The organism is Sphingobium salicis subsp. salicis, assembly GCF_049472635.1.
GTDB classification, from domain to species: domain Bacteria; phylum Pseudomonadota; class Alphaproteobacteria; order Sphingomonadales; family Sphingomonadaceae; genus Sphingobium; species Sphingobium yanoikuyae_A.
In genome coordinates this window covers 2,821,463-2,835,776 of the sequence record NZ_JAYRCS010000001.1, presented here as the reverse complement: position 1 = coordinate 2,835,776, position 14,314 = coordinate 2,821,463, and the positions used below count along the sequence as shown (strand labels likewise).

General features: G+C 65.8%; 16 protein-coding genes. 14 read left to right on the top strand and 2 right to left on the bottom strand.

Annotated features, from left to right (window positions below; all coding sequences use genetic code 11):
* The first annotated feature begins 5 nt into the window (after window positions 1-5).
* The 4 genes from scpB to tatC are packed head-to-tail and all read left to right on the top strand — an operon-like array spanning window position 6 to window position 2,134.
* A complete protein-coding gene (gene scpB / locus VHN57_RS13805; protein WP_010336265.1) occupies window positions 6-587 on the top strand; it encodes an SMC-Scp complex subunit ScpB in 582 nt (193 codons plus the stop codon).
* 28 nt (window positions 588-615) lie between these two features.
* The gene (locus VHN57_RS13800; RefSeq protein ID WP_004207976.1) at window positions 616-855 is read left to right on the top strand and encodes a twin-arginine translocase TatA/TatE family subunit; all 240 of its coding nucleotides are present in this window, start codon (window positions 616-618) and stop codon (window positions 853-855) included.
* 26 nt (window positions 856-881) lie between these two features.
* Window positions 882-1,346, top strand: coding sequence for a Sec-independent protein translocase family protein (locus VHN57_RS13795; protein ID WP_048938792.1), 465 nt, complete (start codon window positions 882-884; stop codon window positions 1,344-1,346).
* Window positions 1,343-2,134 (top strand): twin-arginine translocase subunit TatC, encoded by a 792-nt coding sequence (gene tatC, locus VHN57_RS13790; RefSeq protein ID WP_017501221.1) that lies wholly within the window; start codon window positions 1,343-1,345, stop codon window positions 2,132-2,134. The genes VHN57_RS13795 and tatC overlap by 4 nt, the downstream gene beginning before the upstream one ends.
* 35 nt (window positions 2,135-2,169) lie before the next feature.
* On the opposite strand, the gene VHN57_RS13785 is transcribed toward tatC, so the two are convergent.
* Window positions 2,170-2,298, bottom strand: a complete 129-nt coding sequence (locus VHN57_RS13785; RefSeq protein ID WP_004207973.1) for an entericidin A/B family lipoprotein — start codon at window positions 2,296-2,298, stop codon at window positions 2,170-2,172.
* Window positions 2,299-2,669: 371 nt separating this feature from the next.
* Window positions 2,670-3,644 carry a cell wall hydrolase gene (locus tag VHN57_RS13780; RefSeq protein ID WP_278985008.1) on the bottom strand — a complete coding sequence of 325 codons (975 nt, stop codon included), beginning with the start codon at window positions 3,642-3,644 and terminating at the stop codon, window positions 2,670-2,672.
* A gap of 198 nt (window positions 3,645-3,842) precedes the next feature.
* On the opposite strand from VHN57_RS13780, the gene VHN57_RS13775 reads away from it, so the two are divergent.
* The 10 genes from VHN57_RS13775 (at window position 3,843) to mraY (ending at window position 14,312) form a co-directional block, all read left to right on the top strand.
* The gene (locus VHN57_RS13775; protein ID WP_037510479.1) at window positions 3,843-4,835 is read left to right on the top strand and encodes a cysteine synthase A; all 993 of its coding nucleotides are present in this window, start codon (window positions 3,843-3,845) and stop codon (window positions 4,833-4,835) included.
* Window positions 4,836-4,877: 42 nt separating this feature from the next.
* Entirely contained in the window at window positions 4,878-5,195 is a 318-nt protein-coding gene (locus tag VHN57_RS13770) for a hypothetical protein (protein WP_004207970.1), read from the top strand.
* Window positions 5,196-5,201: 6 nt separating this feature from the next.
* Complete coding sequence (locus VHN57_RS13765; RefSeq protein WP_278984988.1) at window positions 5,202-6,431, top strand: Gldg family protein; 1,230 nt, start codon at window positions 5,202-5,204, stop codon at window positions 6,429-6,431.
* Between the two features lie 183 nt (window positions 6,432-6,614).
* Window positions 6,615-7,112, top strand: a complete 498-nt coding sequence (locus VHN57_RS13760) for a division/cell wall cluster transcriptional repressor MraZ (protein WP_004207968.1) — start codon at window positions 6,615-6,617, stop codon at window positions 7,110-7,112.
* Window positions 7,109-8,056, top strand: a complete 948-nt coding sequence (rsmH, locus tag VHN57_RS13755; protein ID WP_423284190.1) for a 16S rRNA (cytosine(1402)-N(4))-methyltransferase RsmH — start codon at window positions 7,109-7,111, stop codon at window positions 8,054-8,056. The genes VHN57_RS13760 and rsmH overlap by 4 nt, the downstream gene beginning before the upstream one ends.
* Window positions 8,053-8,706: a hypothetical protein gene (locus VHN57_RS13750; protein WP_004207966.1), complete on the top strand. Its 654-nt coding sequence runs from the start codon at window positions 8,053-8,055 to the stop codon at window positions 8,704-8,706. The genes rsmH and VHN57_RS13750 overlap by 4 nt, the downstream gene beginning before the upstream one ends.
* Window positions 8,706-10,409 (top strand): peptidoglycan D,D-transpeptidase FtsI family protein, encoded by a 1,704-nt coding sequence (locus tag VHN57_RS13745; protein WP_004207965.1) that lies wholly within the window; start codon window positions 8,706-8,708, stop codon window positions 10,407-10,409. Before VHN57_RS13750 ends, VHN57_RS13745 begins: the two co-directional genes overlap by 1 nt.
* A complete protein-coding gene (locus VHN57_RS13740) occupies window positions 10,409-11,851 on the top strand; it encodes a UDP-N-acetylmuramoyl-L-alanyl-D-glutamate--2,6-diaminopimelate ligase (protein ID WP_010336273.1) in 1,443 nt (480 codons plus the stop codon). Before VHN57_RS13745 ends, VHN57_RS13740 begins: the two co-directional genes overlap by 1 nt.
* A complete protein-coding gene (locus VHN57_RS13735) occupies window positions 11,848-13,239 on the top strand; it encodes a UDP-N-acetylmuramoyl-tripeptide--D-alanyl-D-alanine ligase (protein ID WP_004207963.1) in 1,392 nt (463 codons plus the stop codon). The genes VHN57_RS13740 and VHN57_RS13735 overlap by 4 nt, the downstream gene beginning before the upstream one ends.
* A complete protein-coding gene (gene mraY / locus VHN57_RS13730) occupies window positions 13,239-14,312 on the top strand; it encodes a phospho-N-acetylmuramoyl-pentapeptide-transferase (RefSeq protein WP_017501213.1) in 1,074 nt (357 codons plus the stop codon). The genes VHN57_RS13735 and mraY overlap by 1 nt, the downstream gene beginning before the upstream one ends.
* Window positions 14,313-14,314 lie beyond the last annotated feature (2 nt).

Genomic DNA, 14,314 nt, shown 5'->3' with positions numbered 1-14,314 from the left:
GGGAGATGGATGATTTCGCGCGCGCGGTGGAGGCGGCCTTGTTCGCGTCGGAGGAGCCGCTGACGCCTGCCGAACTGCGCGCCCATGTCGGCGATGGCGGTGATCTGCCCGCGACGCTGGCCGGGCTGGCGCAGGATTATGCCGGGCGCGGCGTCAATCTGGTCGAGCGGGGCGGGCGCTGGCATTTCCAGACGGCGGCCGACCTGGCGCATATCCTGCGGCGGGAACGGGACGAGACGCGCAAGCTGTCCCGCGCCGCGATGGAGACGCTGGCGATCATCGCCTATCATGAGCCGGTGAGCCGCGCGGAGATCGAGGCGATTCGCGGGGTTCAGGTGGCCAAGGGCACGCTGGATGTGCTGATGGAGGCTGGCTGGGTGCGTCCGGTGGGGCGGCGCGAAGTGCCGGGTCGCCCGCTCATCTATGCGACCAGCGTAGAGTTTCTGTCACATTTTGGCCTTAGCAGCCGCCGGGACTTGCCGGGTCTGGACGATTTGCGGGCTGCGGGGTTGCTGGATCCGGTGGATTTGGCGCTGGAGGGTCTGGGCGGTCAATCCGTTCTGGAAAAGGATGAGGAAGAGGCCTAGAAAGGCCTCCTTTCAGGAGTATGTGAAAATGGGTTCTTTCTCGCTGATGCACTGGGTGATCGTGCTCCTGGTCGTCATGCTGCTGTTCGGTGGCGGCCGGATTTCCGGCCTGATGGGTGACGTGGCCAAGGGCATCAAGAGCTTCAAGAAGGGCATGGCCGACGACGAGGACGACGCGACGCCGGCAAAGCCCGCGACCCGGATCGAGGGTCATCGCGTGCCCGAACAGGATGCGCCGAGCGCAACCGAAGAAAAGACCAAGGCCTGATCTCTAACGCAGGCTGGTAGTCGCGCATGTTTGGCATCGATTCGACCGAATTTCTGGTGATCGTGATCATTGCGGTGATAGTGATCGGCCCGAAGGATCTTCCGCGCGCGCTCTACAAGGTGGGGCAGATCGTGGGGAAGGCCCAGGGCATGGCCCGGCATTTCCGCACCGGCATCGATGCCATGGTGCGGGAAGTTGAGCTGGAAGAGCTGGAAAAGAAATGGGCCGAGCAGAATAAGCGCATCATGGCCGAGCATCCGCCCGAGACCCAGGTTCCAGAAACCCAGGTCATCGAGCATGGTTCGGCCAGCGATGCGCCCGCTGCTTCGGCTGTAGACGACAAGCCGCCTTATGTGGCGGAAGCGCCGGCGGCCCCCGTTGCCGATGCGCCGCCCTATGTGGCGGAGGCCGCGCCGCCACCGGTGGCGGACAAGCCACCCTATGTTGCCGAGGAGCCGGTGGCGCCCAAGCAGGGGGATGCGGCGGCATGATCGGCGAGATTGACGACAGCAAGGCGCCTTTGCTGGACCATCTGATCGAGCTACGCAGCCGCCTGCTCAAATGCGTCTATGCGCTGTTCATCACCGGGGGGATCTGTTTCTATTTCTCCGAACAGCTCTTTGCCATCCTGGTCCATCCGCTCAAGGAAGCCTTTGGCGACGCCGGCGGCAAGCTGGTCTATACCAAACTCTACGAAGCCTTTTTCGTGCAGATCAAGATCGCGGCCTTCGGTGCCTTCTGCCTGTCCTTTCCGATCATCGCCAACCAGCTCTGGGCGTTCGTCGCGCCGGGCCTGTATGCGAAGGAAAAGAAGGCGCTGCTGCCGTTCCTGATCGCCACGCCCTTCCTGTTCGCGCTGGGCGCGAGCCTGGCCTATTTCGTGGTGATGCCGACCGCCTTCCATTTCTTCCTGGGCTATCAGGGGGATGCAAGCGGGCTGCAGATCGAGGCATTGCCGAGCGCGGACAGCTATCTGGGCCTGGTGATGCAGTTTATCCTGGCTTTCGGCATCTGTTTCCTGCTGCCGGTGCTGCTGATGCTGCTCAACCGGGCCGGCTTTGTGTCGCGTGACCAGCTCAAGGGTATGCGCCGCTACATGATCGTCGGCGCGTTCATCCTGGCCGCGGTGCTGACCCCGCCGGATGTGGTGTCGCAGCTGATGCTCGCCATCCCGCTGCTGCTGCTATACGAAATCACGCTGGTCGCGATCTGGTTCACCGATCGCAGCCAAGCAAAACGGGCCGCCGCAGAAGCGGCGGCAGAGGAAGTTTCCGCATAAGAAAAGGCCCGCGAAACGCGGGCCTTTTTATGTGATCAGTTGGCCGACTTCTCGACGGCCTTGCCGGCGCTCTGCACGTCCCTGCCAGCGCCTTCCACCGTGTTGCAGGCGGATACCAGCAGCGAGCCGGTGAGCAGCAGCGCGGTGACGATTGTCTTGGTCATCGGTTTCTCCTTCCGAAATATCGGCCGACCGCATGGCGAGCCATATCGGTGACCGCTGGAGAACACGCCTGGACGGGAAGGGTTCCGCCGGCTGGCGCTGGTTCGACGATGGGGGAGGGTGGCCCGAAAAAGTCTGAGCCCGGAACGCGTCGGGGGGGGATGATGCGTTCCGGGCTCATATTTTTTGGATAGCAAGAGCGGGGGGCAAAAGATTTGCTATCCGAAATGCAGAACGAGCGGCAAAGCGGGTGGTTCCCGATTTCCGCTCCTGATCGCGAATTTTAATTGCCCTTGTTTTCAGGCATTTCGCTGGTTGATTGGATATTAACCTAAAATAATCTCGCCAGGCGAGCGCAAAAAGATGGTGCGGTTCAACCGAGCGGCCGGCCGCTGTTGCGATATTCGGGGCGGATCGTCGATTCCGGCAGATTGTCGATCGGCGCGGCAAGGGGCGTGGGGGCTGGCTGCGTCGCCGGCGTGGAGGGCGCGACCGTCGGCAGGGGCACATAGGCGGTTGCCGGTCCCGCGCTCATCAGTTCGACGGGCGTCACCGGCTGGACCGGCCAGATCCGGCGGGCAGGGCCGGATATCAGTTCGCGCCCCGGATAGGCGTCGCCGAAGGCGGCGGGCGTGCCGTTAAAGCCCATACCGCGATAGAAGATATGAGCGCCGATCACGGCAACCGGCTGCAGCGTGGCGGACCAGGCCGGGCGGACGGCCAGCGTATGATAATGGGTGGCAAGGCCCACCGGGGCGTAAGCCTTGCCCGACAGGGCCTGCTGGGCGATGCCGCGCGCGCGGACCCAGGCGACGGCGTTGGGCAGGCGGGCCATGGCGCCATCGCAGCTGAAGGTGAACTGGCAGTGGAAGTCGGTGCGTTCCGATCCCTGATAGACGACGCCGCAGACGCTGTTGGGCCAGAGCGGGCTGCGCACGCGGTTCAATACCACCTGTGCCACGGCGCGCTGCCCCTCCTCCGGCTCATTCCCGGCTTCATAATAGATGGCCGATGTCAGGCAGTTGAGCGCGCGATAGCTGTCGGTCGCGGTGAGCCCGCGGAAGGTGGCGGCCGGCGCTGCCTTGACCTCGGCCAGGCCCATGACATGCGGGCTCTGGATGGTGAGCGCGCCGGGCGCCGGATCGAAGGCGCCCTCGGCATAGAAGAAGGCGGAGCCGGGGAAATTGGCGCCCGCCTGCTCGGCCGGATCGGGGCCATGATGATCCTCGGCCAGCATGTCGAGCGGCGCGGCGGTGATGAGGTGCGGCACGACCAGCACCGCAAGCGCCAGTGCGCCCAGGCCGCCATGCCAGATCCATCGTTCCTGTTGTCGCGAAAGCCGCATCATCCAGCCGGTATCGAGCGGGCCCGATTGCCGCGCGGCCCTGGCCATAGCCGATTTTCCTTTCCAATTCCTCCACGGAATCGGGCCGACCCTGGATCGGGGGCGGGCGACCGGCGCGCAAAGCCGGGGCAAACCGGCTCTTTTCGTGATGCAGCATTCCCTTGCTTGGCAAGCACGTATCGGCTCCGCTATGCGGGGTGCATGCTGCTCCAAAAAGATAGCCTCGCCCTGATCGGTAATACCCCGATGGTGCGTCTCGCCGGTCCGTCCGAAGCCACCGGATGCGATATCTACGCCAAGTGCGAATTTGCCAATCCCGGCGCATCGGTGAAGGATCGCGCCGCCCTGTTCATCGTCAATGATGCCGAGGAGAAGGGGCTGCTGAAGCCCGGCGGCACGATCGTCGAGGGGACGGCCGGCAATACCGGCATCGGCCTGGCGCTGGTCGCCAATGCCAAGGGGTACAAGTCGATCATCGTCATGCCCGAGACGCAGAGCCGGGAAAAGATGGACACGCTGCGCGCGCTGGGCGCGGAACTGGTGACGGTGCCGGCGGCGCCCTATTCCAACCCCGGTCATTTCGTCCACACCTCGCGCCGCCTGGCGGAGGAGACGGAGGGCGCGATCTGGGCCAACCAGTTCGACAATATCGCCAATCGCAAGGCGCATATCGTCGGCACGGCCGAGGAAATCTGGACCCAGATGGAAGGTCGGATCGACGGCTTCATTTGTGCGGCCGGCACCGGCGGCACGATCGCCGGCGTGGGCCTGGGCCTCAAGGCGCATGACGAGAATATCGTCATCGGTCTCGCCGATCCCCATGGCGCGGCGCTCTATAATTATTATGCCCATGGCGAGTTGAAGGCGGAGGGCAATTCGGTCGCCGAAGGTATCGGCCAGGGGCGCATCACCGCCAATCTGGAAGGCGCGCCGATCGACACCCAGTTCCGCATTTCCGACGAGGAGGGGCTGGAGTGGGTCCGCCGCCTGCTGGCCGAGGAAGGGCTGTGCCTGGGCCTGTCGTCGGGCATCAATGTCGCGGGTGCGGTTGCGCTTGCGAAACAGCTTGGGCCTGGCAAGAAAATCGTGACAATCCTGTGCGATACCGGCTTCCGCTATCTGTCGACCCTCTACAACCGGCAGTGGCTCGAATCGAAGGGCTTGACGATATTCCCCTGGCTCGCGCACAATTGACGGGCCGACACGGGTCGCGGCGGCATAAAATAGAGCATGTTCATGGCTGATCATTCCCGCCGACAGGAGGGGTTGCAGCGCGTTCAGATAGGGCTGACCGGCCTGGCAGGCGTTGTCCTGCTGGTCGGGCTGGCGAACATCGTCATCGACAAGGCGCGGGTGGACGATATTGCGTCCGCGCCGCCGGCCGTGCCGACGATCGACGTCAATGCCGCTGTCGCCGCCACCACGCCCAAGGAGCCGCTCGCCGAACTGGGTGTGCAGCCCGCACCGGAAATGGCGCCGATCGTCCCCGATCTGCAGCCCGATCCCAAGATCCGCAAGCCGATGGACCAGGAACCCACGCCGCAGACGCCCTGACGGGCGATGATGTCGTTCGTTCGCTTTCTTTCGCGATTGCTCACCCTGTTGCTGCCGGCGACGCTGATGCTGCTCGCCGGTCTGGCGGCTGCCTGGCGCACCGGGCAGGCGGACCCATGGTGCTGGGGCTGGCCGGCATTGCTGTTGCTCGTGCCGACGGGGTGGTGGCTGGCGCGGCAGGACTTTCTGCATGCGCTGTGGGTGGGGCTGGGTGGCGCCGGGATGGCGCTGCTCTTCTGCGCCCTGGCCGCTGCGCGCATGCCCGACCCCTGGGCCATGATCGGCTTGCTGCTGCTGGCGCTGGCGCTGGCGGCGGCCGGCGGTGGCACTTTGCTGTGGCAGCGGCGCTGGCTGCCGGCATGTGTCGCATTGGTCGTGGCGCTGCTGCTGCTCGGCTTCGGTCCGGCCCGTCCCATTTCCTCCCAGCCTGATCGTCCGGTGCTTGCCGTCATCACCGCGCTGCCGCTCTTCTGGGAAGAGGGTGGGGCTGGGACAAGGCGGGACGCGCCGATCGTGACGCTGCTGCGCAGCCGGTTCGACGTGCGGCCGATCGATGATGTGCGGGCACTGGCGGCATCTGGCACGTCCGTCCTGCTGCTGGCGCAGCCCCGACCGATGACGCCGCAGGCGCTGGTCGCGCTTGACCGCTGGGTCCGGGATGGCGGCCGGCTGCTGCTGCTCGCCGATCCGCGTCTGCGCTGGCCGTCCGATTTGCCGCTGGGTGACCGGCGCCGGGCGCCGATGGTCGGCACGCTTGGCCCCTTGCTGGCGCATTGGGGCGTGCGGGGCGGCGCGGTGCGCGATCGGGAAATACGCCATTTCCTGCCGGATGGGCGGCTTTTGACGATGGCCGGGATGCAGCCCCTGTCATTGGAGGGGCAGGAGGGCGCTGTTCCGCTGCGGCTGCGGATCGGGCGCGGGGAGGCGCTGTTGCTGGGTGACGCGGACCTGATCGACGACCGGCTGTGGCTGGCCGACCCGGCGCGGCCGCTCGATCCGCGCGCCTGGAGCGCGGATACGCCGGCGCTGCTGGCGCAATGGCTGGGGGCGGAGATGCCGGATGGCCGCCGCTGGATGCGCGATGTCGCGGATGTCCGGCTGGGGCTGCGATCGGCGCTTCTGGCTGGGACAGGCTGGGCGATACTGGGTCTGATGCTGCTGCGCTGTCGTTCCGGGCGGAATGACATGAGAACAAAAAGTGAAAATAAGCTGGTGAAAGGAGGAAAAAACGGTTAATCCCGTTTCTGACCGGCTTTTCCCAACTTCACCCAACATTTCCCTTTGCAGGCCGCCTCATGCTTGGTAGATATTCCAACATTGGGGTTAGTCAGGCTTTGCGAGAGTCTTGCGTCGGGATTCGAAAACGCGATTCCGGCGACGGGAAGCCTGCGCCCTGCTTAAAAGGGGCGAATTTCCAGCGTGTCGGACGTCATTCTCTATTCGGGCAACGCGTTCAGCGTCGCGGACGGCAAGGGCCGTTTCGTGCTGCCCCTGGAGATGCGCCGCCAGGTGAAGCTGGCGAGCGGCGGCGAAAACCGTCTGTGCCTGTCGGTCCATATGGACAATGGCTGCGCCACCGGCTTCGGCCTGTCCCACAAGCTGTTCCTGTTCGAGGAAGTGAATGAGCTGGAGCGCGAGGCGCGCGCCGCCAATCGCCCGTTCAATGGTGATCTGGAGCGCGAGAATCGCCTGGGCACGATCGAGGACGTGAATTTCGACGAGGGTGGCCGCTTCTTCCTGCACCCCGATATCAAGGAAGAGGCCGGTATCACGGACGTCGTGTTCTTCTATGGCGTTGGCCGTTATTTCCAGATCTGGAAGCCCGAGGCGCTGGTCGAAAGCCCGGATCGCCCGGCGCTGATCCGCAACAAGGTGCGCCGCTGGCTGGAACAGCGCGCGGCGGAGGGCGGCAAGTGAGCGCCGCGCCGCATATCCCCGTCCTTCTGACCGAAGTGCTCGATGCGCTCGCCATTACCCCAGGCGAGCGGCATGTCGACGGCACGTTCGGCGCGGGCGGCTATTCCAGCGCCATGGCGGCGGCTGGCGCGCAGGTCTTTGCCTTTGATCGCGACCCCGATGCGATCCGGGAAGGGCAGGCGCTGGCCGATGAAAAGGGTATCACGCTGATCCCCGGCGAATTTTCGCGGATGGAGGAGCTGCTGGCCGAGCGCGGCGTCAGTAGCGTGTCGGGCATCACGCTGGATATTGGCGTGTCGTCGATGCAGCTCGACCGGCCCGAACGCGGTTTTTCCTTTCAGGCGGACGGCCTGCTCGACATGACGATGAGTCAGGGCGGCATGAGCGCGGCCGATTTCCTCAACACCGCCGCGGAAGAGGATATTGCCGACGTCATCTATCGCTATGGCGAGGAGCCGCGTTCGCGCCGCGTTGCCCGCGCGATCGTCGATGCGCGGCCGCTGGAGCGGACCGGGCAGCTAGCTGCCGTCGTGCGCCGGGCGCTGGGCTACAAGCCGCATGACAAGAAGGATCCTTCGACCCGCACCTTCCAGGCGATCCGCATCCATGTGAATCGCGAACTGGAGGAGCTGGAGCGCGCGCTCGAAGCGGCGGAAGCGCTGCTGGAGCCGGGCGGCCGCCTTGCGATCGTGACCTTCCACAGTCTGGAGGACCGCATCGTCAAGCAGTTCCTGCGCAAGCGCAGCGGCAGCGAGGCGGGCGGATCGCGTCACCTGCCCGAGAAGAAGGCCGAGGCTGCGCCTGCATTCGAAAAGCCCGCCAAGGCCGTCAAGCCCGGCGAAACTGAACTGGCGCGCAATCCGCGTGCCCGTTCCGCCACCCTGCGCAGCGCCGTGCGGACCGGCGCCCCTGTTGCCAATGCCCATCGGAGTGCCCGGCCATGATCGCGGTCAAGAGATTGCAGAGCCTGATCTGGGTGTTGCTGGTCGCGCTTGGTGCGCTTGGCGCCTATCTCGTCTCCTTGAAGGTTGCGACCGAGCGCAATGACGTGATGCGGGTGCGGATGCAGATCGCGCAGGCGCGCGGCGATATCCGCTATCTGGAAACCGAGTTCAGCGCGCGCGCCAGCATGCGCCAGCTGGAGCGGTGGAACCAGGACGACTTCATGTATGCGACGCCGACCGCCGGCCAGTATCTGGCGGGCGAACAGGCGCTGGCGCATCTGGATGGCGTCCAGCCCAACGGCCCGGACTATGTCGCGCCGCCGGTGATGGTGGCGATGGTCGAGACGCCGGCCGATCTGCCGTCCGCGCCGCAGGCCGCGCCGGCCAGCCCCGCCGCCAGCCAGATCCGCAGCGATATCGCCGTGATCCGCGAGGCGCATGCCGCCGATAATGTCGAGAAGCTGGCCAAGCCCGCCGCACCGGTGAAGCTGGCCGAACAGCGCGCCAAGGCCGACGCCGACGTGTCGCGGCCCAATCCGGTCGCGCGCCGGGCCGAGCGCATGGCGATGCTGGACGCCAAGCTGCTGGACGACAGCACCATGGGTGACCTCAGCGCCCGTGCGGCGCGCGAGCGAAAGGGAGGCCGCTAATGGCCACGATCATCGTCCAGCCGGGCGGCGCCCGTGCCGGGCGGCAGCGGGTCAACCTGACGGCGATCGCGCATAATCGCCTGATGTTGCTGTTGATCCTGTTCATGATGATCACGGCCGTGCTGATCCTGCGTCTGACCTGGGTCGGCATTTTTGCGAGCGGCAACGGCAATGGCGATGGATTGTCGGGCTTCACCCCGGCGCGCGCGGACATTGTCGACCGCAATGGCGTGCCGCTGGCGCGGACCATGGACGCCTATTCGATCGCGGTGCGCCCGTCCAAGCTGATCGGTGATCCCGACGAGCTGGCGCGCAAGCTGCACGAAATCTTCCCGGACGAGTCCGAAGCGGTGTTCGCCAAGAAGCTGAGGGGGCGCGGCTGGGCCTATCTGCGCCGCCGTGCGCTGCCCGAGGAAGTGGCGGCGGTGAATGCGCTGGGCGAGATCGGTATCGAATTTCCGCGCGAAAAGGAACGCCTCTATCCCCAGCGCACGCTGGCCGCGCATATTCTCGGCTTTGCGCCCAATGCCGAGGGCAAGGGCGGCATGGGCGTGGAGGCGGCGTTCAACGATCGGATGATCGACCCGGCGCAGCGTAGCCGGCCCTTTGCCATGTCGATCGACAGCCGGGTGCAGGGCGCGCTGGAAAGCGAGCTCTATGCCCAGCTGGTCCAGACGCGGGCCAAGGGCGCCGGCGGCATCATCCTGGACGTCAATACCGGCGAAGTGATCGCCATGGCATCGATCCCGGTGTTCGATCCCAACAAGCTGCAAAATTATGCCGGCAAGCGCTGCTCCGAATCGCCGCTCTGCAACCATATGGTGCAGGCCCGCTATGAGCTGGGTTCGGCGTTCAAGCCGCTGTCGATCGCGGCGGCCATGGATGCGGGCGTCGTGACCTCGATGAGCAAGCGTTATGACGCGACCGCGCCGCTGGCCGTTGGCGGCTTCCGCATCAAGGACGACCACTCGCTTGGCCGCTGGATCAACGTGCCGGAAATCCTGGTCCACAGCTCCAATATCGGCACCGCCCGGATCGCCGACGAAATGGGTGCGGCGCCGCTGCAGAAGCTGTTCCGCAGCCTGGATTTCGACCAGCGCGCGCCGATCGAGTTCAATGAGCGTGCCGGTGGCCTGTGGCCGACCAATTGGGGCCGGATCACCAGCATGACCACGTCTTACGGCCATGGCATCGCGGTGACGCCGCTGCATCTGGCGGCGGCCTATGCGGCGCTGGTCAATGGCGGCATCTGGCGCCCGGCGACGATCCGCAAGCTCAAGGCCGACGAAGTGCCCGAGGGCCGCCGCGTCTTTTCCGCCGCGACCAGCGCGCGCATGCGCCAGCTGTTGCGGATGATCGTGTCGGCGGGTACAGGGCGTAGCGCCGACGCCAAGGGATTCCGGGTGGGCGGCAAGACGGGTTCCGCTGAAAAGCCCCAGGAAGGGCGCTACAACAAGACTTCGCTGGTGACGACTTTCGCTTCCGCCTTCCCGATGGACAATCCCCGCTATGTGGTTCTCGTCACGATGGACGAGGCGACGGGCCAATATGGCCTGCGCACCGCTGCATGGACGGCGGCGCCGGTGGTGAAGCGGGTGGTGGAGCGCACCGGGCCGATGCTTGGGGTAATGCCGGACGAGCGGCGGGACGTGGATATTTCGGATTTGATGCCGCTGTTGCACGGCGACAAGGAGACAGAGTGATGCGCCTCGGGTCGCTAATCGAGGAGCTGGGCGTCGAGGTCGGTGGCAACACCGGCCTCGACACGTCCGTGACGGGTTTTGCCATCGACAATCGCAAGGTTGCGCCGGGCACCATCTTCGGTGCCTTTCAGGGCCTGCGAGTCAATGGCGAGGATTTTATTGCCGACGCGGTGAAGGCCGGTGCGGTCGCGATCGTCGCCCGGCCGGAGGCGAAGGTCGAGGGCGCGGTGCATATCGCCGACGCCAATCCCCGCCGCCTGTTCGCGCAACTGGCCGCGCGCTATTTCGCGCCTTTCCCGGATGTGACCGTCGCCGTCACCGGCACCAATGGCAAGACCAGCACGGTCGAACTGGCGCGCCAGCTGTGGCGCATGCTGGGCCACAAGTCGGCCTCGATCGGGACGCTGGGCGTCACCACCTCGGTCGATCAGGTGTCGACCGGCCTCACCACGCCGGACATCGTCACCTTCCTTGCCAACATGTCGGGCCTCAAGCGCGAGGGTATCACCCATGCCGCGTTCGAGGCGTCGAGCCATGGCCTCGACCAGTATCGCACCGAAGGCCTGCCGGTTGCGGCCGGCGCCTTCACCAACCTGTCGCGCGATCATCTCGATTATCATGGCGACATGGACAGCTATTTCGACGCCAAGATGCGCCTGTTCGACGAAGTCGTGGGCGATGGCGGCGCGGCCGTCATCTGGGCCGACGATGAATGGTCGGACAAGGCGATCCAGCGGGCTACGAAGCGGGGGCTTCGTGTGCTGAGCGTCGGGGTGCAGGGGCAGGCATTGCGTCTTGCCAACCGCACCCCGACCCAGTTGGGCCAGACGCTGGAAATCGAAGCCGATGGCAAGCTCTACAAGGTCAATCTGCCGCTGATCGGCGCCTATCAGGCGGCCAATGCGCTGACGGCGGCAGGGCTCGTCATCGCGACTGGCGGCGATACGGCCAAGGTGCTGGAATTGCTGGGCCGGGTCCAGCCGGTGCGCGGCCGTCTGGAACGCGCGGTCATCAGCAAGGCGGGCGCCCCCGTCTATGTCGACTATGCCCATACGCCCGACGGCCTGCGCGCCGCGATCGAGGCGCTGCGTCCCCATACCAGGGGCAAGCTGATCGCGCTGTTCGGCGCGGGCGGCGATCGCGATGCGGGCAAGCGCCCGCTGATGGGCAAGGTTGCCGCCGATCTGGCCGACCATGTCATCGTGACCGACGACAATCCCCGTTCGGAAGAACCCTCCGCGATCCGCGCCGCGGTGATGGCGGGCGCGCCGGGGGCGGAGGAAATTGGCGGCCGCCGCGCGGCGATCGCCGCCGCCATCGGCCAGGCGGGGGGCGATGACATCGTCCTGCTCGCCGGCAAGGGGCATGAGCAGGGCCAGATCATCGGCGACCGGGTGCTACCCTTTGACGATGTCACCGTGGCACGGGAGTGCGCGGGGTGAGCGATCTCTGGACCTCGGCCGAGATCGCAGACGCTACGGGCGGCGCCGTGTCGGCGCCGTTCGCCGTTTCTGGCGTAGCCTTCGACAGTCGCGAGGTGGGCGCGGGCGACCTGTTCGTCGCGATGAAGGGCGAAACGACCGACGGCCACAAATTCGTCGACAAGGCCTTTGCCCAGGGCGCGGCCGGCGCGATCGTCAGCGAGCCGGTCGATTATCCCCATGTGCTGGTGGCTGACAGCGCCGCCGCGCTGGAAGCGCTGGGCCGTGCATCGCGCAAGCGCAGCAACGCGAAGATCATCGGCGTGACCGGCTCGGTCGGCAAGACCGGCACCAAGGAAGCGCTGTTCCATGCCCTTGAACGGGCCTGTCCGGGCGGCGTCCATCGGTCGGTCAAAAGCTATAACAACCATGTCGGCGTGCCGCTGAGTCTGGCGCGGATGCCGCGCGATGCGGCCTATGGCGTGTTCGAAATGGGCATGAACCATGCCGGCGAACTGGCTGCGCTGACGCGGCAGGTGCGCCCGAACGTGGCGATCGTCACCGCCATCGCGCCGGCCCATATCGAATTTTTCGGGACCGAGGAAAAGATCGCCGAAGCCAAGGCCGAGATTTTCGAGGGGCTGGAGCCGGGCGGCACCGCTGTCATTCCCTATGACAGCCCGCATGTCGCGACCCTCTATGGCAAGGCGGAGCGTCATGCCGATCATATCCTGACCTTTGGCTTCAGCCCGGAGGCGGATATTTTCGTGCGCGATACCGTGCCGGCGCCGGGTGGCGGCACGCTGGTGACCGCCGCGCTGCCGGGGGTGGAGCTTTGCTTCACCGTCGGCGCGCCGGGCGATCATTGGGTGTCCAATTCCCTCGCCGTGCTGGCCGCGGTCGAGGCGCTGGGCGGCGATCTGGCCGCTGCGGGCCTGGCGCTCGCGGAAATGCCGGGCCTGCCCGGACGCGGTGCGCGCCGCATCCTGCCGGTGGCGGGGGGCGAGGCGCTGCTGATCGACGAAAGCTATAACGCCAACCCCTTGAGCATGGCCGCGACGCTCAAGCAATTGGGGCGCGAGCAGGCCGACCGCCGTATCGCCGTGCTGGGCGGCATGCGCGAACTGGGCAGCCGCAGCACCGAACTGCACGCCGCACTCTCGCAACCGTTGAGCGAGAATGGCGTCGACTATGCGATATTGGTGGGCGAGGAGATGGCGCCGCTGGCCGACGCCCTTGGCGGCCTCGTCGCCTTCGACCATGTGCCGGACGCCGCGTCGGCCACCGATCTGATCAACAAGGAAATGCGTGCGGGTGACGCGATCCTGGTCAAGGGCTCCAATGGCATCGGGCTGTCCCGCCTGGTCGCCGCCCTTGGCGATGCCGCCCGCGACGGAGATAAAGACTGATGCTCTACTGGCTTGCCCAGACCCTGGATTTTGCGGGGGCCTTCAACCTCATCCGCTACCTGTCCTTCCGGGCGGGCGCGGCGATTGCGACCGCGCTGATCATCGGCCTGGTCATCGGCCCCAAGTTCATCGGCTGGCTGCGCGTGCGCCAGGGCAAGGGGCAGCCGATCCGCAGCGACGGGCCGCAGAGCCATCTGGCCAAGCGCGGCACGCCGACCATGGGCGGCCTGATGATCCTGACCTCCATGGTCGTATCGGTGCTGTTGTGGATGGACCTGTCCTCCACCTATGTCTGGGCCTGCCTGTTCGTGACCCTGGGTTTCGGCGCGATCGGCTTCCTCGACGATTATGACAAGGTGACCAAGGCCAGCCACAAGGGGCTGTCGGCCAAGATGCGCCTGGCGTTCGAGTTCCTGATCGCCGGTTTCGCCGCCTGGATGATCGTCAACCAGCATGGCAACACCGCGCTCTACGTGCCCTTCTACAATGGGCCTGCGATCGAGCTTGGGCCTTTCTATTTCCTGTTCGCCGCCTTCGTCATCGTCGCCTTCGGCAATGCGGTGAACCTGACCGACGGGCTCGATGGCCTGGCGACCATGCCGGTCATCATCGCCTGCATGGCGTTCATGGCGATCGTCTATCTGGTCGGCCGCGCGGACTTCGCCACCTATCTGGGCATCCCGCATGTGCCGGGCGCGGGCAACCTCACCATCTTGTGCGGGGCGATCATCGGCGCGGGGCTGGCGTTCCTCTGGTTCAATGCGCCGCCCGCTGCCGTCTTCATGGGCGATACCGGCAGTCTGGCGCTGGGTGGCACGATTGGCGTGATTGCGGTAACCGCCCATCATGAAATCGTGCTCGGCGTCGTCGGCGGCCTGTTCGTGGTCGAGGCACTGTCGGTCATCATCCAGGTCTTCTTCTACAAGCGGACTGGCAAGCGCGTGTTCAAGATGGCGCCGATCCACCATCATTTCGAACAGCTTGGCTGGGCCGAACCGACCGTGGTGATCCGCTTCTGGATCATCTCCTTCGTGCTGGCGCTCGCCGGCCTCGCCACGCTGAAGCTGAGGTAAGC